Below are 18,980 nucleotides of genomic sequence, written 5' to 3'. Positions count from 1 at the left end.
TCAGTCCTTCGCCAACGGGCGCAACGTCAGTTGGTTGGCGCCTATCTCGATGAGCCGTGCCCGATCCGGGTCCAGGTCTTCGCGCCTCAGCACCAGGCGCCAGGAGCCTAACGCGGCGTCTGGACTTCGAAACAAGCCCACCAGCGCCACTACCCGCGTGCGGGGGTCCATGGGCACGCTCAACAGGGCCCCTGCCCCGGGTTTCACCACCACGGCGCGTTTGTCCAGCAATGCACCTTCGAACAGGTTGTCGTCTGTGTTCACCAGCCCGTCGTAGGTGGCCTGCTCCAACGCGGTACTGTCGCGTAACTGGTAAACCCGCACCAAGGTGGGCAGCGATAAGGCGTTCATGTCCGCGGTTTCGGTGTTGAGCGCGGTTCGTGCGTTGAAATCCAGGTGCAAGGTCTTGACCTGTTTACGGAACATCGTCCCGGTGGTGAACCCCGTGCTCGGCTCGACGGTCTGCGCCGCTCCACACCCGCCAAGCGCAGCGACCAGCACCGTGAGTGCCAACCGGTTAATAAAGGTATGTGACATGTTGTGTTTCCCTGATCCGTGGGTTGGTCGAAAGGCCCTGGTAGCGGCCCATATTGATCGTGAGGGTGTCCTGTTCTCGCGGCTGCCAGGTGTCTGAACCCAAGCCCAGCACACCGGTCATTCCCAGTCGTATCTGCCGATGCCCCAGTATCGGAGTTGGCAGGCTGCTTACCGCGATGGTCAATTGCAGCGTCGCGGTGCAGCGCCATCCCAGGTACACCCGCAGGAGTACAAGCAGGTCGCGGTGAAGCGCTCCGCCGGGCAACCAGTCATTGGCCTCCTGCGCGTCGTCGGTGGACAGCACCAAGTGCAGCTGGCTGTTGACGTCTTGCCCGACATTGCCCAGCGGCGTGCCCTTGGACAAGCGTACCGGGCAAGACGGACACAGGCTGGCCGGTTGCGGCAAGGGAATCTTCTGCGGCCGGTACGGGGTTATCCGTGCCTGGGTATGGACGGCAAGCAGCTTGACGAGCGCCTCGATGCCTTCGGCGTTGCGGGTAGGCAGGCGCATGACGCTGAGCAACGCGAGGAAACGGGAGACTGGGGTAGCGACGCGTTCCGCTGTTCCGGGAATGCCCAGCCCGATCAAACCGAACAGGCACTGCGATGTCGCATCGCTGCCGCCCGCTGCAAACGTCGCTGGATAAGAGTACTTGCGCCAGATTCGATAGAACTGAGTGAAAATCCGGTGATTGAAAATGTCGAGGAAAGCTTCCAGTGCCTCATGCCCCTCCCGGCGTTGAGCGATGTCATCCACAAACCCCGTCGGCATTGGCGAATCTAGGCCGTACAAACCCATCAGACGGGTGCGCACCGTAGCCGGACGTTGCGGGTTGTTCGTGTCGATTTCGATCGCCTTCAGCTCACCGGCGGGAAACCCCATGCCGGGATCGGGTCGAAAGCGCACGGGATCGTCTGCCGGATGCGCGGTGCTGCCAAGCAGAGGACGGCCGGGCAGCGCTTGTTCCAACAGTTGGCAGAAACGATACAGGCTGGCCTCGGCCACCCGCCCTCGCAACGCGTCCAGCAAACCGTCGGCGTTCAACCGGGAATGCGCTGGCTGTGGTTCTCGTTCCATCGCAGGCACGCTCCGGTAGGTTGAAGAATCAGCGTGAGCTGGGTGAACAAATGAATGTCGGCGTAGAGCGCAAAAAAGCGGTTGAGCATTTCACCGAACAGACTGATATCGCCGTCCCCCGAAAAGCCGTGGGCATCCAACGTGATTTCAATATCCACCCCGCGCAGCAAAAAGCCATTTTCAAAACGTTGGACCAGGTGATGGTTCACCTCGACAATCGCCGCCAGGCGACGCCGGTTCTGCTCGCTGCCGGTCCAGTCATACAACGCCAACGTCCCGCGCAACACCTCTGCGCTGTCGAGCATCGGCAAGAAATTGGAGCCCAGGTGGCTCAGGATGCGCCAGTGGAAACGGTCGCGGTTTGGCGGATAGCACGGCAACGTCGGCGCACACAGGTTGCGCACCCGCAGGCCGAACTGGGTGGTTTGCACCGCTGTATCGAGCACCGTGCTCTGCAGCGCTTTGCGTGGCAGCTGGCCGTGGGTGCCGATCAGGTGTAACGACAGGCTGGCGTGGGTATGCAGCCGATCCTCGTCGAAGCCTTCTCCGCCCAGGATCAACCAGGTGTCATACAGCCCATTGGCGGCCCGCTTCAGGCGGCTATGGAAATAACGTTCCGGCGCCTCATCACGCAGCATGCCGCCTTTATGGCGAAAACTGGTGAACGGCACGTAGTCCATGCGCTCGGCGCCTTTGGATGCGGTCACCTGGTCCACCGAATAGATTTCCAGATGGCCATCCTGCAAGCGCATCGGACGCAGCAAGTAATCGGTTTGCAAGGGGTCCAGCGCCAACGGGTCGGCCTCCAGTACGAACAAGTTGATCACCGGCACCGAGTGCAGACGAATATGTTCACGGTTCAGGTCGAAGTTCTGCGGCCAGGGCTTGGACAGCACCACTTCGAGCTCGAACCAGGGCGCGCCGGACTCAAGCGGCAGTTGCTCAAGGCCACAGAGGGTGACGAACATGAATTTCTCACGAAACGTGAAATACTCAAGCAGCAGTTGATAGCCGCTGAAAGCGCTGTCGCCCTTGGGCCACAGGCGATCCTCGTCGCCAAAGCCCTTGGGGGTGAAATACCCGTCCACCGGCTTGCGATCCGACTGTCCTGGCAAGCGCACATACATCGCCTGCCTGTTCAAGGTCAGGGCTTGGTGCAGTGCGCTGGCCAGTGGCGCATCGGCATTCAAGTACAGCGGCAAGCGGCTCAGGTCGATTTGTGACCAAGGGACGGACACGCTTCGGACAAAACGCAAACGCAGCAGCGAGCGGCCATCCGGTTCGTGGTCGCGCGCCACGACTGTCAACGCCAGCGGCTGTAACGTCACGTCTTGCGTGGTGGTGTAGCGACAGCAGGTGTGCTGCGGCCCGATGGGGCGCGACAGGATCTCGAACCCTCTGGGGATTCGTTCGCTGCGCTTTATCAAGGCAAGATCCGGCGCCAGCTCGATAATCGACAGGGACGGTATGGTCCGCAAGTAATGCGGCCACAGCAGGCTGACCAAGCCTTCGGTGAGCTCCGGCAGATCATCGTCGAGCTTCTCCCGCAAGCGCCCCATCAAGAATGCAAAGCCCTCGAACAAACGTTCTACGTAAGGGTCTTGCGCCCCCGGCTTGTCGAGATTGAGATATGCCGCCCGGTCCGGGAACGCCTCGGCGAATTCCTTGCCGGCCTCGCGCAAATAACGCATCTCGGCGTCGAAATAGCGCAGTGTCAGATTTTCCATGTCCATAAAAGTCCTGAAATGAGTGTCAGCCGCAAAGCACAGCGGCACGTACCGGATCGATGGCCACCAGCGCCGCCAACAAAGGTTCCATGCGTCGGGCCAGGGCAGGTTTGTCCGTGTCGTTGCGTTGGGCCTTGACCCGCAGCAACCTGAGCAGGCGAGCCTTGACCTCGAAATACAACTCGGGCTCCCACGCGCATAGGTCATGGTGCTGTGAAGCGGTGTCCAGTTCCCCCAGCAGGTGGATGGCCAGCTCACTTTTGCCGAACTGTTCTGCCACCCTCGCCATCAGCAGGCGCAGCAGCCATCGTTGGCGTGCGCAAACAATGTCCGGGCGCGCCGCCAGCCAAGCCAGCGCTTGCTCGACCCCTTCTTTGTCGGCCTGCGCCAGGGCTTCGGTTTCCCACGACAAGATGTCGGCATCCCCGATGACCGGTGCCGACGATGGCGCGGCCAACCCTTGCTCCGGGCGGTCTGCGCTGGCGTGCTGGGCAATCCACTCACGTGTGGTCTCATCGGCGAAAGGCGTGCCGTCGCGCCAGCGCAGCAGCTCCAACCCCGGCAACCGATCCAAAAACATGCCCAGGTCACGTCGGACGACATCAGCCCAGCACACCTGCGGCGCCGGTTGCTGACTCAGTGCCTGATACACATACCACTGCAAATCCAACCAGAAATGGTTCACGCCTTCGGCATAGATTCGTTCCGCGTGATCGAGCAACTGGGTCCAGCCCTGCTGCAAGTACAAACGCTTGAGCTGCGCCCGATAGTCAGCCCTGGGCGGCGTCAGCCGGGTGTTGCCATCGGCGTCCTCGGGCGGCGCCTCTTGCACCGTGTCCCAACGCAGGCTCTTCATCACGCGGTGGGCCGCCAGCCAACCCTGAGGTTGATCACGCAGATAACCAGCCAAGGCCCGGCCGTGGTCCAACAGATCCCGACCGGACTTGATCGCGATAGCAGCCGAAGCCCCGGCCTGGGCTTGCGATTCCTGGCTGGCGGTACTCTGCGGGACCAGCGCCTCCATGCCTTCGGACCGAGCCAATCGGGCGGATAGCGCGGCATACAGGGCCCCCAGGCAAGGACGTTGATCGTCAGGCCATGCCGTCAGGCCCTGCTCCAGCCAGGCCAATGCCGCGGCGGTGCGCTCGGCCTCGGTTTTCACCACCTCCGGATACCGCCACAGCGTATCGAGCAGCTTTTCGCCGGCCAGCCACTGCAACGCCATCTTGCGGCTGTTCGGTCGCACGGGCAGTACCGTATCGGTGAACCGCTCCACCAGCGCCGCCAACAGGCTCAAACCGTCGGCCAGCCCGGCTTCGCCGTCCCTGCACAAGCGAGCCCACACGTAATAGGTGGCGACGCGTAAATCCTTACATTTGCGGGTCAGTAGCTTTTCACCCAGTTGGGCCACTCGTTCAGCATCGGCGCCGGACAGCTTGCCAACCTCTTCGCGCATGCATTGAAAATCATCGTCATAGCCAGGGTCGTGCCCAACGGGTGCCGCTTCGCTGATGGGCTGCAGCCAGGGTTGCCAGCGTGCGGCCTGTTCACGGGCGATGGCCAAGGCGTCGCGCTTGCCCAGGCAATGGGTGATCAGGTTTTGCAGGCTCATCGGAGCACCTCATTGCGCGCCAGGGGCACCGCTGGCCCGCCCTCAGCCAAAAATATCCGCCCCGGCAACGTAAACCCTCGCAACTTCAAAAGCGCCATCGGTCCGGCATCCAGTTCGGTGCGCAGGTGCCACGTCAGGCCCAGGCCATCGGGCGCCTTGAGCACCATGCGGTAGCGGCTGTCGCCATCGTCCAGCGCGGTGAACGTGGCCTGTTCCAGCAAGCGAATCAGCCCCCAGGCGCCGGCGTAGTCGGCGAACAACCGTTCGCCGGTGTGGACGCTGGTCCACGTCAGGCTGACGCCGGGGTAGTCGCTGCGTCCCGGCCAGCCGAAGCGCTGCCAGCGCTCCTTCTGGTTGAAGTAGTGGTGTTTCTCTCCGTTGAGGATGAAGGTGGTTTGCACCACATCGCGCACGCCTTTGCCGCTCAGTTCAAAACTCAAGCCCAGGCCGCCGTCGGTGTAGAGCACGTCGGCCAGATCGCTCAGTTGATTGACCGCCTCCAGGAATTGGGGATTGACGCGTAAACCGCGACCGTGGCGGGGATCGGCCACCCAGCGGTTGCCCTCCTTGCGCAACACGCCGCTCAACTGGCTGTGGAGAAAACGTTCGATGCGCCCCGTGTCGGCGCGGATCATTTGCCCCAGCATCGGCAACGAAGCATCGCTGGCCGTCGCGGCGAAGGGATAACGCCCGGTAAAGGCCGCGTTCCAATGCTCGACGATCGAACGCCGCCATTGGCTGTTGAGGCCCGCCGCCGACGGTTGCAGCACTCGCTGCCAGGCCTGTTCCAGCGGTTGCACGAACAGCGTTTCGCCCACGCCGGCCCATTGCGCACCGAGGCTGGCGGCCATCAGACGGCCATAGGACTGGGTATCGGTGAGGTCGATGCCCCGGCCCTGGAACACCGTCTGCGCCAGGGCCTGGGTCATTTCCATGGGGTCGCTGGCCGTGTTGATCTGTTGCAGTTTCAGGCGCACGCGGGTCACTTGGGTGAGGTAGGCCTGGAGGCTCAAATGGTCAGCGCCACCCTTGCCCAGCAAGGCCAACAACGGGCCGAACGTCGGAACCAGCGGGCCGCTCGGCAGGTCGGCCAGCGGGTCTATGGGCGGGGCCTTGTCCGGGCCGATGAGCTTGTGCGCGGACCTCATCAGCGAGTCCCCCAGGGCCGGGACGCGGTTGCCCGCTTGCCCTTGATAGGCCAGGGTATTGATCAACGCGAGCAACGGCGATTGGCGCACGTCGCTCATCAGCGTCAACTGGTCGATGACCTGTTCCAGGCTTTTGGGTTGATTGCCCCGCAGGCTGTTGAGAAACACCAGCCAGGCGCCCGCGTAGTCCTTGAAATAGCGTTCGGTCAGGCGCGCCTTGAGCTCGCCGGGCGTCAAGCGCACATCGATGTCACCGGGGCGATCACTGAGCACCCAATCGATTTCTTCGCGGCGCGCCTGGGTGATGTCATCGATGGCCTGGCGCACCTGGCCCTCCCAGGCCTGGCGCGTGAACACTCCCGGCACGCTGGCCTTGCTGGAAAACAACCCGGCGGCTTCGGTGTCGCCCACCATCTGTTGCAGGCCCAGGGCTGGATAGTGCTGGGTGGCCTCGTCCAGCACCCGTTGATACAGGCTGGCCTCGGCGTTGCGTTGGCCCAATTGGTCGAGCAGCACCTGCCGCACCTGCGCCACCAACCGCGGGTCGGCCTCGATGCGCCAATCCGGGTGCGCGGCCAGTTGCTCGGCGTAGAACTGCCACAGGTTCGGTGCGAGGGTCTGCCAGAGCCCTGGCGAAATTCCGTCACGCGTGGGTTCGGCGTGGCCCAGGGTCTTGACCAACAGGGACGCCTCGGCTTTGTCCGGGCGCGCCATCATCAGGTAAGTCTTGAGCTGATCGTAGGCCATACGCGTGCGCTCAACGCGCTCGGGGCTGCCCGGCGCCAGCTTGACCAGCGCCTCCAGTTGCCCGCGCAACCTCGTCGCCGCCGGGTCGCGCACCAGGCGGTTATTGGCCTCGACATACCGGGGCCACAACAGCTCGAGCAAGGTTTCATTGCGGTTCAAGCCAAAGCGCTGGTACCACGGCGCACCGGACACGACACGGTGATCCAGGCGAGCCAGCACGTGGACGAGCGCTTCGAGCGCCAACAGTTGCTCCTCTTGGGTGGATGACTGTTGCAACGCCGTCGACAAGGCCTGCGCCTCGACGATCTGCGCCCGATTGCTCACAAAGGACAGCGCCATCCCCGCGCCCCACACCAGCGCCAGGCCCATGAACAGCCCATAGACAACTCGCGGCGCGCCCCACCCCAACCGCGCGCCGACGGCCTTGTCGCGCTGCACGCCGTGCCACGCCGGGTCCGGCCACCAGAAGTGCTCGCCGTCAGCGCTTTGCGTCACGCGCAGTGGCAGGCTGAACCACAACCCTCGCAGCATCACCCCCGGGTTGAACCCACTCAACGACGGCGCCAGCGCCTGCCGCCAACGGGCAATGCCCTCGGCCTGCAAATCCCGGGACAGGCGCAGCAGGAAATCGTGGTGCATCCGCTTCTTGATCTTCATCTGGGCAAAGCCCTGGCAACGCAACGGCTCGACCAGATCCTCCAGGCACGCCTCCAGCAGCGACGGCGTCACCTTGGCCGGCAACAGACAACCCACCGGCTGGCTCTCGCGCCCGTCCTGGGACCAGCCGCTCTCGCACACCTGCCACAAGTGCAACGGCAACCGTCGGCGTAGCCGCCGAGCCAGCCCCTGCAACTGCCGCATGCCCTTGGCCAGCGCCACCGCATCGGTGCTTTGCGGTTTGTCCAGCGCCCAGACCACCCCGTCCAGCGCCCGCCAACGGCGTAGGGTGAGCCATGGGTTCAACAGCGGGGTTTGCAATTCTTCCTGGACGCTGCCGCCCCATAGCAGCACGGTGCGTTCGCCTTCGAGCCATTTCTTTTTCGCCAGCTCCGGGGCGATGGCGGCGATCTGGGTGGGCTCGCCGACGATGAGCAGCAGGCGGACCTTGTGGCGCCAGAGGGGGCCGTATTGGAAGTGGAGGTTTTCGCGTAGCTCTGCGCCCAGTATCGATTCAGGCGTCCTGGCCTGAGGTCGTGATGAGGTCACCTGGGTGCTACGCACCAGAACTCTGATCCCGTTCTGCATGATTTGCCACATCAATATCGCCATCGCGAACAACAATGCCCAGCAAAAAAATGCCTTGAGCAGCAGGTCCGACAGCACAACGCGGTCGACGGGTTGCCCAGTCCATAACCACCACCCCCCGCCTGCCAAGGCAACAAACACGGCCAAGATCAACGCCAACAGAAGCGCCGTAAGCCAGGAAGAGATTTTTTGAGGTTCATCTGTTTGAGTCATGGGGTTTCACAATTCCGAGGGCCAAGGTGTAATGGGAATCGCAAGCCAGCCAGGCACAGGGCTCACCGTGTTGCTCGGCGTGCCAGGCGGCAAGGGTCTGCGCAACCATGGCCTCCAGATTCGCCAGCGTGCCGAAATTGTGGTCTTGCACGTTTTGCTTGGTGTTCCAGCCAATGGCAGACAGGTCGACTATGTCGGGCTGGGAGAACGACACACACACTTTGGCGGGCGCCTGCAGTTCGCTTTGTTGGACGGCTCGTTCGGCCACCTTTACCACCGACTCTTGATCGGTGAACCATTCTCCCCGCAACAAACCCATGTCTTGCTCAAGGCCCAGCAGCCAAAGCAGCGCCGCCTCGCCGGCCGGTAAGCGGCTGTCTTTTTGTGGTGACGAGGATTGGCAACCGCCGCAGAGAACGCGCGCATCCGAAGGGGCGCTCTGCAGCTGGTTGATGATTGAGTCCAGGCTGCGAATGCCCTGCCAGGGCTCAGGTCGCTCCGGCAGTTCAACCTGGGGACAGGATTCGGCCATTTGCTCGACGAACGCCGCCCAGGACTCGACGGAACCCTGCCAATAGCAACGCACCGGCTGCAAGACGATGGGCTCGGTTTGTTGCTCACACCATTGCAGGGCGAGCAAAACGGCCAATTGCCGCTCGCGCTCGGTAAGGTCGTCACCGAATACCTGAAGCAGACGAAGCGCCAGGCCTTCGGGCGTTTCTTGCGGTATGGGCGCAGGTTGATCCGGGTTGAGCAGATTCTGCCTGTGTTCCTGGGTCAGGCAGGCGGGCCCGAGCAAGACAGTGTCCACCAACGCGGCTTTCTGCCGATGATGCGCCCACCAGGTTCGCTGGATCCGTTGCGCCGCCTCGGCATAACAACGAGCGTTGTGTCGGTTGAATCGGTAGCGCAACACACGCAACAGCAACACGAGCAACCATGCCAGCAACGTCGTGATCGCGCCGACAACCATCAAGCGCGGCTCTACGACCCCATCCAGGAGCGCGCTGGCGCCGCCCAACAAAATCAGCAGCCCCGCGACTCCGGCTATCCAGCGCCTGTATCCGGGCGCCCGTGACGCAGGGTAAGGCGCGAACTCCGGCGCCGGGATCATGAGGCCACCAGCGTATCAGGCCCGGAGCTGACCAACGTGCAATTGCAGCCGCAGCGGTGACCATCCAGCGCCACGGGGCACCCGTCGACTTCCATCAGGTCACTGCCCTCGGCAATCTCGGTACGGCCGTGCAGGTTGCAGCGCACCGCATCCCCCTGACAGGCAATGGACAGGCCGTCGCATAGGTAGTGGCCCCCCAATACCTCGCCTCCGTATTCCTTGAGGGTGTCGCCTTGGCGAATGATGGCTTTCATAATTTCAACTCCTTGTAATGAATGGGGTCAGGACTGCGGGCACGACGTAGGCACCGGCAGGTTGAGCGGGATCTTGATCGGGTATTCGGGACTGCCATAGGCGTAGCAGGACGTGGTGACCTGGATGTCGTCGCAGGGCAGGAAGTGCACGGTCAGGCCGCAGACTGTTTGGTTGGTGTAGTCGGGGATGGGGACTTGCTTGGTGTGCCGCCTCTTTTGCGCGACGATCTTGTCGAGCCAGGCGTCGTATTTGGCTTCATCAGCAAGACCTGGATTGTCATAGGAGTAAGCGACACCCGTCTCCCAATCGATCCGCACCGTAATACCCTGCTGCCAACGCGACGGCGCGACGTAACAACATCCGCCCCCGCCACCCTGGTAAGGCCCGATAACGTCAATCCCCGAACGCCCATCCACACTGAATCGGTTGATCGCCCAGTGAGTGTGATTGATGGCTTCGAGCGTACTGGCAGAGACGTTGGGCGCGAGCACCGCGCCCAACAAACCACACCAGGCTAGCAATAGCGCATGCCACGGGCTGGGCCTGAGCATCGGAGCGTTGCCTCTTGAAGGGTGGCGAAGCAAAGGTTCAGCTCGGCGCATCGTTCGTCTCCCTGGCCTTTGCATAAAAATCCTTCCAAAGCTCATCGATGTCCTTCTGCACCTGGGCCAGGCGTTCAACATCCATGTGTAGCGGCACCGGGTCGCTGGTTGACTTTGGCTGTCTTTGGGCCCACTGGCCTTGGGCGTTTTCGCTGTAGAGCGCCAGCGCCCGGCTGTCGCTCTCGCCGAAGAACACCATGCGGTCTCGCAAGAAGCTGCCCCAAGGTTCGCGCCCAAGCTTGTAGAGAAACCAGGCGCGGGAGTCGTGCACGTGGTCGTCGAATAACGCACGCAACAACCCTTCGGGTTGTTCGGCATTGCGGCTTTCGTCGACGTTGCCGCGAAAGGTTTCGTTCTGATGGTTTATCTGGGACCGAGGGGGTGGAAACAATTGGCTGACCAACTTCTGGCCGGCCGCTTTCATTCGTTCACGCTCGGCACGGATCTGGGTGGCAACCCAGAACGGCTCTGGGCCGGCAACCAGACCAAGCGCCAGCAGGGCCAACGGATCCTGGCGACCCTCGCTCCGGTAAACCTCAGCGAACTCTTCGGCCGCTTCGCGCAGCTGGGTTTTCGCCATGTCCGCGTCGAAATCCTTTACGCCGGGTTTCAGTGTTTTTTTCGGGACACGGCCTATACGTTCGGCGACCATCTGCAGTTTGCGATGCCTTTCGATCGCTTGTTGTTCTGCATCACGCTTGTGTTCGGCAGCTTCACGGACAGTCTTGTCGGCTTCGGTATCGCTTGCCTGTTGGTAGAAGCCTGTCTGTTTAAGGCTGGCAAAGGCGTAGCGGTCGATGCGCCAGGCGGTGATCCAGTCCAGTTGCGTGCGTAGGGCTTCTTCCAGGCTGAGGGTGGTCGGTAAGGGTTGGTAGCTTTCGATCTGTTCGATGGGCAACGGTTGCGTTACCGCTGGCAGGTCCAAGGTGACTTGGCGCCAGGCGTTGAATCGACTTGCGGTTATTGGAGCGACTTCAAACGCTTCGGCCACGTCATCCGCCATTGCCCTCCAAAGCTCATGGCCCAACTCTGACGGCAAGGAAAGAGGCGAGACCTTCAATGGGGCACCATAGGCAAAGGCATCTGCATACAAATCGTTTAAGGCTATTTGCGACAGCAGCAAACCATCGCTCTCGCCCATCGCCTTCCCCTGATCACCTGGCGGATACCCCCCACCCTGATCCGAATGTACCCCCGGATAGATCACCTCCTGGCTATTAGCCGGGTACTCCCCGTTTTCACGGCGAATCGATTCCAATGGAAAACACAACCGCTGCTCATGGCTTGCCACCAAATGCAGGCAACGCTTCACCAATCCGCTCTCCGGCAGGTGCTGGTTGCCATCGGCCCAGCTCATGTGCCCCTGGGCGCCTGGAATAATGTCGGCGATACCCACAGAGGCCACGGTGTCCAGCAGACCCAGATATTCCACGCTCAGGGGCACCCGTATATCCGCCATCGGCAGCGTCAGCGCCAAGTCGGACAACAATCGATCCAGCCAACTTACAAAACCCCGGGCCGCCGTCGCTCCGCGGGAAAAACCGTAGACATACAGCTTCAATCCCAGCAACTTGACCTGGCCGGGCTGCGGCTGCGTCAGGGCCAGTTGCAGGGGCTTGGCCAACGCCTGCAACTGTTTGCGAAACTCGCGGCTGCGATTGGCGTGGCCGGTCCCCCAACCCAGGCCGAGCGCCGTGCCCATGGCCTTGACCGCCACCTGCAGCGCGGCATTGTCCAGGCGTGGTTGGTTCAAGGTGCGGCGCAGGGCATCGATGAGCATCATCAACCCCCAGTTGATCCGCTCTTCACCGTACCAGGCGGTGGCCAAGCCCGATTCGCTGTAATCAAGGTCTCCGACTTCCGGGAAAGGTGTGCCCACGCCGGGCATGTAGTACTTGAAATACTGGCCATTGCCATTACCCGGCGCATCGACCAGGCGCTCGGCCTTGTCGCTGTGGGCGGTACCGCCGGCATGGCCGGCGCCAATGCTGGCGCGAAACAGCCGGGCGATATTGGTCGGGTGCGGTGTCGAGGACTCGTACAGGTCGTTGTTCAGGTTATTGCCGGTGCCGTCGAAAAACAGGCTGATGTGCACGGTCTTGCAGCATGGAGGCATCACTCTGCGCCCAGCGGCGACGCACAGGGAGTCGTGATAGTCATGCTCCAGAGCGCATTGGCGATTGAGGTTCTGGTAAACCAGCCCGACATCTCTGGGTAAGCGGCCCTGGACCGGGAATGCCGGCGGATACCAGACCGGGGTGTGCTTCAGCTCGGACATGAGGTGGGCTCCGGTAAGTTGAGGGGGGTCTTGATCGGGTATTCGGGACTGCCATAGGCGTAGCAGGACGTGGTGACCTGGATGTCGTCGCAGGGCAGGAAGTGCACGGTCAGGCCGCAGACTCTTTGGTTCGTATAATCTGGGACCTCTACCATCTTGCTATGCTGCTGCTTTTGCGCTTTTAGCTTTTGTTTCCAGGCTAGGTACTTAGGCCAGTCCGCATAGCCAGGATTGTCATAGGAGTAAGCGACACCCGTCTCCCAATCGATCCGCACCGTAATACCCTGCTGCCAACGCGACGGCGCGACGTAACAACATCCGCCCCCGCCGCCCTGGTAAGGCCCGATAACGTCAATCCCCGAACGCCCATCCACACTGAATCGGTTGATCGCCCAATGAGTGTGATTGATCGCTTCCAAGGTGCTCGCCACCCCACTTGAAGTGATTGAAATGGCGGTCAAACCTGCGGCAATCCCAAAGACGCGTCTGGCTATCAAACACGTGGGCATAAAGTCACTTCCCTCTGTTAAATGCTGGCGATTCGGGCGCGAGCAATCGTTTGAGAACGAACGCTTCCCGCTCGGGCCCCAGAAGCAATCCCGCTTCGGTGGCGTCGAGCATCGCCGCGTAACACTGGTGAAAAAATTGTTCATTCCCATATGTCGCTGGGCGTGCAGCAAGCAGCTTGCTCATTGCCAACGTCGCATCACTTGCGCAACCAAGAACTTCCAACTGGCTGTCGCTAAGGTCCAAGGGGCGAAAATCTTCCGAGCCCAAGGGTTCGCCAGGAGCGCCAGGCAAGTGGCCGGGAACGCCGTCACGATCAAGCCAGCTCCAGAACACTGCGGGACGAAGTAGCAGTTGCTGTTGTGCAGGCTCCAATACGTGGCTGAACAGCAGCGGAAACAGACGCGGGTCGTAATAGCGCAGCAGCCCCGTACAGCCGCCGTTGGTCACTTCCAAGCAGCGACCGAGGTGTTCGGCCAATGCTGGGAACAGCCAAGGCGAGGCCAACACCATCAATTGCGAACGATCGCGTACCTCGTGCATCAGGCAGCCAAGCCACTGCCGTTGCAGTGGCTGCGTCAGGTCGATACGCAGCAACAACGGCGCCAGTTCGCTAGCGCCTTCCTCGGGCAGACCGGTGAACAGCGAACGCCATTGCAACGGCGGCTCGACGCTCAATACGCTGGGCAATAACGGGGCGTTGCTGCCAGCCTGATCCACAACTACATCGAGATGGTACAAGCCGCTCCTGGCACCAGAGGCCTCTAGCAAGTCAAGCCAGACATGGCGTTGCATTGAAGTCATATCGATGCCCCCCTGGGCATGAAGCCCTGGGCGACTGCCCTAGCCCTTTTCAAACATTCTTTGCACACCGAACCGGGTAACTCAGGCAGCGGAAACGTCTCGCCACCGGGGCGGTCGAGTCTGTGCTTCCCTTTGATACTGACTAGGCCAGGACTATGAATCTGGATTTCGCCTTCGGCTGTAATCCGAATGAACCCACCCCCACACGCCAGGGTGAGGCCATTCTTCGCCGTCACCTGCACATGCCCCTGCACCGACTGCACGGTGATGTCCTGCTGGGCTTTCATGCCCAGCCCATCGCCGTGGGATTCGATGTCCAGGGGTCCTTTGCCGGAGACCAGGCGCAGGCCTTCCTGTTGGGCCAGCAGCGAGATGCCCTGGTTGGCGTGGGCCGACAGCCGCTTGGCGGCGGCGAGGTTGATTTCGTTGTGGCTTTGCAGGTACAGCGCGTCGCCGCTCTTGAGCAGCAGGCTGGCCGGGGTGACGGCGCCGATGCCCTGGGGGGCGCTGAGCAGGATCGCGGCGGCCGAAAGGTCTTTTGCGTCGGCCCGGAGTTGTTCCAAGCCGCGCAGGTCGGGTTTGCGGCTGTGGTGGGCCTGGGCGATGTCCTGCCATTCGGCCATCTGCTGTCTGGCACCTTCGACCTGGGCGGTGGCCGGGTCCATGGTGAGGACGTCGCCCTTGGCCTGGGTTTGCTCATCAGCACTGATAAACACCCCCTTGCCCGCACGAAGGGCGCCATGTCCATCGGTGCGCAACTCAAACCCTTCCCCCCGCTTCGTCTGCTCGGCATCCACCAGATGCCCCAGGTTCAACTGGCTCTTGCCGCTGTGCTCGGTGCTGAGCTTGATGTGCTCCTGCCCGCGGGTGTCGTCCATGCGTAGTTTGTTGTTGGTCGGAGTGCGCAGCACGTTGCGGCGCTCGTTGCGGGCGGTGACGGGGTCCGGGTGCCGGTCGTCGTGCAGGGCGTGGGCGATGTAGGGGCGGTCGGGGTCGCCGTGCTCGAAGGCCACCGCCACTTCGGTGCCGGCCTGCAGCGGGAAATGCAGGCCGTGGGTGTCGCCGCCGTAGGGTCGGGCCAGGCGCAGCCAGGCGCTTTCGCGGCCGGCTTGCCAGGTGTCGCGGTCGAACAGGAAGCGCACCTTGTAGCGGCCCTCGAAGTCGAGGTCAGCGTACGGCGGGTTGACTTCCGGGTGACTGACGCGGGCGGGAATGGTGCCGCTGATGCGCGGCTTGGGCGGCAGCGGTGGGCGAAAGCACACGGTTTCCGAGTAAGGAATCGCTTGGAAAGTGGCGATGAAGCTGCGGTCCCGAGCCGCTTCGGTGCGCAGGCTGACGATCACCGCGCCGAACTCGAAGGCCTGGGGCGCGCCGCCAGTGATTTCGAGCATCTGGGCCGGGGCCAGGGTGGCGCTGCTGGTGGTGCCGCTGAGGCGGGTCTGGTCGTTGAGGTAGAGTTCATGGCGCAGGCGCGCGTAGAAAAAACCGCTTTCGCTTTGCAGGTCCTCGTCCAGGGCGTAGCGCTCGCCCAGCACCGTGTAGGGTTCGCCGTAGTGATAGGCCTCGCCGTAGGTGCCCTTGGCGCGGCGGGTATGGTCGACCTCGCCGTCGAGGAATGCGTAGGCCTCGCGATGGTGGTAGGCGCGAAAGTTGATGTTTTTTTCCACCACCTGGTGGGCGGTTTGCAGGTGCCAGACCGCGTCCTGCTCGTTGGCGCACAAGCCGGACGGCGGGCGACACGGCAACTTGACGCCGCGCTGGTAGTGCCGCTGGTCGTCGTGAAACTCCACCACGTCGATGCTCAGGCGGTCATCGCTGACGACCCGGTACCAGATGCCGACATCAGCCAGCAGGCGCTCGATGAAGGCCAGATCGCTTTCGTCGTATTGCATGACCTGTTCACGCCGGGGGTAGTCGCGCACCACATTGAAATAGAAATGCTGGCCCCGGAAATCGTGGCGCGTGCGCAGGATGTGTTCGACGATCTGCGGCACCGACTGGTGCTGGTAGATCCGAAACTGCTTGCCCCGCGCCAGCAGCGCGAAACGCGGTTGCAACGTGATCTCGTAGCGGGCTTCGTCGTTGGAGCCGGACAGGCGCTTGAACGCCGTGATCGCGCCATTGAACGTGCGCAGCGGCTTGATCTCCGGCGGCGCGAAGCCCTTGGGCGTCGGCGGTGGCGGCAGCGGGTAAAGACTGAAGTAGGCATCCCGGTTGAGCAGGTCGGTGACCACCAGGTCGCGCTCGGTGCAGGTGAATTCGATGCGGTAGTGGTAGGGCCGGCTCAGGTGCTCCTCGCCGGTGAAGGCCAGGACGTCGAGATGGGCTGTGAGGTCGCAGACGCTCAGGGTGTGGCGGCTGTGGTCGAAGAAGGTGGCCATGTTCATCGGGCAGGCTCCATGGCGACGGTGCCGGTCCCGGCCGTGTCCGCGACATCGATGAAACACAGGGTGATGCCCTCCTCCTGGCAATAACCCAGGCGCACCCCGTTTGTCCGTATCTGCGCGGCCCGGCGTTGCAACAACTGTTGGCTCAGCACCGGCAAAATCTGTTCGTTGAGCAGGCTATCGATGTTGCGCGCCCCGGTATCGGGCAGCAGGCAAGCGGCAACCATCGCTTCGCCGAGGGCATCGTCGAACTCGCAGTCCAGGCCATAGTGGCGCCGCAAACGGTGGGCAACCTGGCCCAGCTTGATCGCAACGATGCATTGCAGCGCACCGACTTGCAGCGGGCGATAGATGAGGGTCTGGAAACGCGCCAGCAAGGCCGGCTGAAAGTGTTCGCGCAGGATCGGTCGCAGGCATTCATGCAACGTGCCGTCCGGCGCGTCGGGTTGAACGTGAAGGCAGGCCTGCAACGCGTCGCTGCCCAGGTTGGAGGTCATCAGAATGACGGTGTTGCGAAAATCGACCTCTCGCCCTTCTCCATCACGCATGAAGCCACGATCGAACACTTGGTAGAACAGGTTCAGGACGTCGCGATGGGCTTTTTCCACCTCGTCGAGCAGCACGACGCTGTAGGGCCGTTGACGCACGGCTTCGGTCAGCACACCACCTTGTCCGTAACCGACGTAACCGGGCGGCGAACCTTTGAGCTGGCTGACAGTGTGGGCTTCCTGATACTCGGAAAGGTTGAGGGTAACGAGCGCCTTTTCGCCGCCGAACAGGGCGTCGGCCAAGGCCCGGGCGGTTTCGGTCTTGCCTACCCCGCTGGTGCCCACCAGCAGGAAAACGCCCAGGGGGCCTTTGTCATCGGCGAGCCCGGTCTTGGCGGCACGCAGGCGCTGGGCCAACGCTTCGAGGGCTGGGGCCTGGCCGACGACGCGCTCCGCCAATTGTTGTTCAAGCTCCAGCAGGTGCGCTTGTTCATCTTTGAGCAAACTGCCCAGGGGCACCCCAGTCCAATCGGCGATCACCTCAGCTACGCTGCGGGCGTCGACATCCAGGAATAACATCGGCTGATTGCCTTGGATCGCATCCAGTTCCTGTTGCAACTGGACACAGTCCACCCAGCGCGGCGGCTCTGCCTCGCGAGCATCGAGTAATTGTTGAGAGAGATCGAGCACCTGCCTGTATCGGCTCAGCAGCTCGATTCGGCCGCGTTCCAATTCGGCATGTTGCGCAGCGATCTTCCCGAGGCGTTCGGTGTCGACGCGACTGCCCAGGCCGTGGTCGGCTTCCAGTGCCTGTCGCTCCAATTCCAGGGCAGCCTGCCGCGCCTTGACGTGGACCAACGCCTGGGGTTCGCAATCGACACTCATGCGCACCCTTGCACAGGCCGTGTCCAACAGGTCGACGGCCTTGTCCGGCAATTGACGGCCCGTGAGGTAGCGCCGCGACAGGCTGACGGCCGCCTGCACCGCCGCATCCTGGATGTGGACGCCGTGGTGGCTCGCGTAGCGGGCCTTGAGGCCGCGCAACATGAGGCAGGCATTGGCATCGTCCGGTTCGTCGACCTTGACCTGCTGGAAGCGACGCTCCAATGCCGCATCCCGCTCGAAGTATTGCTTGTATTCGCCCCAGGTGGTCGCGGCGATGGTGCGCAATTCGCCACGGGCCAGGGCGGGTTTGAGCAGGTTTGCCGCGTCGGCGCCCCCCGCCTGGTTGCCGGCGCCGATCAGCGTATGGGCTTCGTCGATGAACAGCAGGATCGGCGTTTCGGACTGCTGCACCGCGTCGATGACGCTTTTGAGGCGGTGTTCGAACTCGCCCTTGACCCCGGCACCGGCTTGCAGCAACCCTAAATCCAGCGCGCGCACGCAGACGGACTTCAGGCTGTCGGGCACGTCGCCTTGGGCGATGCGCAGGGCGAGGCCTTCGACCAGCGCGGTTTTGCCCACGCCCGGCTCACCGACCAGGATCGGGTTGTTCTTGCGTCGGCGACTGAGTATGTCAATGACCTGACGTATCTCATCGTCGCGACCGAACACCGGATCAATTTGCCCTTCCCCAGCCCGAGCGGTCAGGTCCTGGGTGAATCTGTCCAGCAGTAGCGTGCGTGCATCAGGCTTGGCGTCTCCGTTCAAGGCGGCGATGGGATCGCTTATCGCAACAGGCTCCTGCCCTTGGGGACGCTCTTCGGAGACTTGATCCAGCAAAGCAAACAGGCGTTGCAGTTGGAGCTCGCCGAGGCTGAGCAACGGCCAGGCCGCTTCGCAAACCAGCAGCCCGGGGTCGTCCATCAGCGCACCCAGCAGATGGGCGGAGCGCAGCCGGTCGTTGTCGTCATCCAGCGAGGCCCGCAGCCAGGCATGCTTGATCAGTATTTGCAACGGTTCAGACAGCTGTGGCTTGGCCTGTACGCTGCGCGGCAGGTTATCGAGGTGGTTGAGCAGGCCGCACCAAAGCACCTCCAGGTCCAGTCCGTGACGACGGGCGATGACGGTCAAGTCGCCCTCGCCCTGCCCCAGCAACTTGAGCAACCAGTGCTCGATGGTGATGTGGGCATGGGCGCGGCTCTGACACATTGAGGCCGCGTCGCTCAGGGCCTGGGCGCAGTAGGGATTCAAACGACGAAGCAGACGCGAGGGGCTTTGTGCCATGGGGAGCATCCTTGTTCGGGTTCCGGTACAGGTCGGGTAAACGGGGGAAACAGATGTTCTTGGCTGAGCGCC

At 62.5% G+C, this 18,980-nt stretch carries 13 protein-coding genes; all 13 read right to left on the bottom strand.

Annotation, left to right across the window (positions count from 1 at the left end):
• Genes tssJ through tssH form a run of 13 tightly spaced genes read right to left on the bottom strand, consistent with a single transcriptional unit; the run spans window position 1 to window position 18,908 of the window.
• Window positions 1-537: a type VI secretion system lipoprotein TssJ gene (gene tssJ, locus J3P92_RS12570; protein WP_434651013.1), complete on the bottom strand. Its 537-nt coding sequence runs from the start codon at window positions 535-537 to the stop codon at window positions 1-3.
• Complete coding sequence (tssG, locus tag J3P92_RS12565) at window positions 518-1,615, bottom strand: type VI secretion system baseplate subunit TssG (protein WP_434651011.1); 1,098 nt, start codon at window positions 1,613-1,615, stop codon at window positions 518-520. The genes tssJ and tssG overlap by 20 nt, the downstream gene beginning before the upstream one ends.
• Window positions 1,579-3,348, bottom strand: a complete 1,770-nt coding sequence (tssF, locus tag J3P92_RS12560) for a type VI secretion system baseplate subunit TssF (protein WP_434651009.1) — start codon at window positions 3,346-3,348, stop codon at window positions 1,579-1,581. The genes tssG and tssF overlap by 37 nt, the downstream gene beginning before the upstream one ends.
• A 19-nt stretch (window positions 3,349-3,367) precedes the next feature.
• Window positions 3,368-4,954: a type VI secretion system protein TssA gene (gene tssA / locus J3P92_RS12555; RefSeq protein ID WP_434651008.1), complete on the bottom strand. Its 1,587-nt coding sequence runs from the start codon at window positions 4,952-4,954 to the stop codon at window positions 3,368-3,370.
• Window positions 4,951-8,256, bottom strand: a complete 3,306-nt coding sequence (locus tag J3P92_RS12550; RefSeq protein ID WP_434651122.1) for an ImcF-related family protein — start codon at window positions 8,254-8,256, stop codon at window positions 4,951-4,953. Before J3P92_RS12550 ends, tssA begins: the two co-directional genes overlap by 4 nt.
• A gap of 34 nt (window positions 8,257-8,290) precedes the next feature.
• The gene (locus tag J3P92_RS12545; protein ID WP_434651006.1) at window positions 8,291-9,421 is read right to left on the bottom strand and encodes a hypothetical protein; all 1,131 of its coding nucleotides are present in this window, start codon (window positions 9,419-9,421) and stop codon (window positions 8,291-8,293) included.
• Complete coding sequence (locus J3P92_RS12540) at window positions 9,418-9,675, bottom strand: PAAR domain-containing protein (protein WP_420767927.1); 258 nt, start codon at window positions 9,673-9,675, stop codon at window positions 9,418-9,420. Before J3P92_RS12540 ends, J3P92_RS12545 begins: the two co-directional genes overlap by 4 nt.
• A gap of 27 nt (window positions 9,676-9,702) precedes the next feature.
• A complete protein-coding gene (locus tag J3P92_RS12535) occupies window positions 9,703-10,227 on the bottom strand; it encodes a DUF3304 domain-containing protein (RefSeq protein WP_434651003.1) in 525 nt (174 codons plus the stop codon).
• Window positions 10,228-10,264: 37 nt separating this feature from the next.
• Window positions 10,265-12,556, bottom strand: coding sequence for a T6SS phospholipase effector Tle1-like catalytic domain-containing protein (locus J3P92_RS12530; protein ID WP_434651001.1), 2,292 nt, complete (start codon window positions 12,554-12,556; stop codon window positions 10,265-10,267).
• Window positions 12,544-13,065: a DUF3304 domain-containing protein gene (locus tag J3P92_RS12525; RefSeq protein ID WP_434651000.1), complete on the bottom strand. Its 522-nt coding sequence runs from the start codon at window positions 13,063-13,065 to the stop codon at window positions 12,544-12,546. The genes J3P92_RS12530 and J3P92_RS12525 overlap by 13 nt, the downstream gene beginning before the upstream one ends.
• Window positions 13,066-13,069: 4 nt before the next feature.
• Window positions 13,070-13,804 (bottom strand): DUF4123 domain-containing protein, encoded by a 735-nt coding sequence (locus J3P92_RS12520; protein WP_434650997.1) that lies wholly within the window; start codon window positions 13,802-13,804, stop codon window positions 13,070-13,072.
• 59 nt (window positions 13,805-13,863) lie between these two features.
• A complete protein-coding gene (locus J3P92_RS12515; protein WP_434650995.1) occupies window positions 13,864-16,254 on the bottom strand; it encodes a type VI secretion system Vgr family protein in 2,391 nt (796 codons plus the stop codon).
• Entirely contained in the window at window positions 16,251-18,908 is a 2,658-nt protein-coding gene (tssH, locus tag J3P92_RS12510; RefSeq protein WP_434650993.1) for a type VI secretion system ATPase TssH, read from the bottom strand. Before tssH ends, J3P92_RS12515 begins: the two co-directional genes overlap by 4 nt.
• Window positions 18,909-18,980: the final 72 nt, after the last annotated feature.

Source organism: Pseudomonas sp. D3-27 (assembly GCF_051132165.1).
Lineage (GTDB): Bacteria > Pseudomonadota > Gammaproteobacteria > Pseudomonadales > Pseudomonadaceae > Aquipseudomonas.
This window is presented reverse-complemented; position numbering and strand designations above follow the sequence as displayed.

Coding starts and splice junctions, on each gene's coding strand:
- tssJ (WP_434651013.1), bottom strand. CDS start 537: ATGTCACATACCTTTATTAACCGGTTGGCACTCACGGTGCTGGTCGCT.
- tssG (WP_434651011.1), bottom strand. CDS start 1,615: ATGGAACGAGAACCACAGCCAGCGCATTCCCGGTTGAACGCCGACGGT.
- tssF (WP_434651009.1), bottom strand. CDS start 3,348: ATGGACATGGAAAATCTGACACTGCGCTATTTCGACGCCGAGATGCGT.
- tssA (WP_434651008.1), bottom strand. CDS start 4,954: ATGAGCCTGCAAAACCTGATCACCCATTGCCTGGGCAAGCGCGACGCC.
- J3P92_RS12545 (WP_434651006.1), bottom strand. CDS start 9,421: ATGATCCCGGCGCCGGAGTTCGCGCCTTACCCTGCGTCACGGGCGCCC.
- J3P92_RS12540 (WP_420767927.1), bottom strand. CDS start 9,675: ATGAAAGCCATCATTCGCCAAGGCGACACCCTCAAGGAATACGGAGGC.
- J3P92_RS12535 (WP_434651003.1), bottom strand. CDS start 10,227: ATGCTCAGGCCCAGCCCGTGGCATGCGCTATTGCTAGCCTGGTGTGGT.
- J3P92_RS12530 (WP_434651001.1), bottom strand. CDS start 12,556: ATGTCCGAGCTGAAGCACACCCCGGTCTGGTATCCGCCGGCATTCCCG.
- J3P92_RS12525 (WP_434651000.1), bottom strand. CDS start 13,065: ATGCCCACGTGTTTGATAGCCAGACGCGTCTTTGGGATTGCCGCAGGT.
- J3P92_RS12515 (WP_434650995.1), bottom strand. CDS start 16,254: ATGAACATGGCCACCTTCTTCGACCACAGCCGCCACACCCTGAGCGTC.
- tssH (WP_434650993.1), bottom strand. CDS start 18,908: ATGGCACAAAGCCCCTCGCGTCTGCTTCGTCGTTTGAATCCCTACTGC.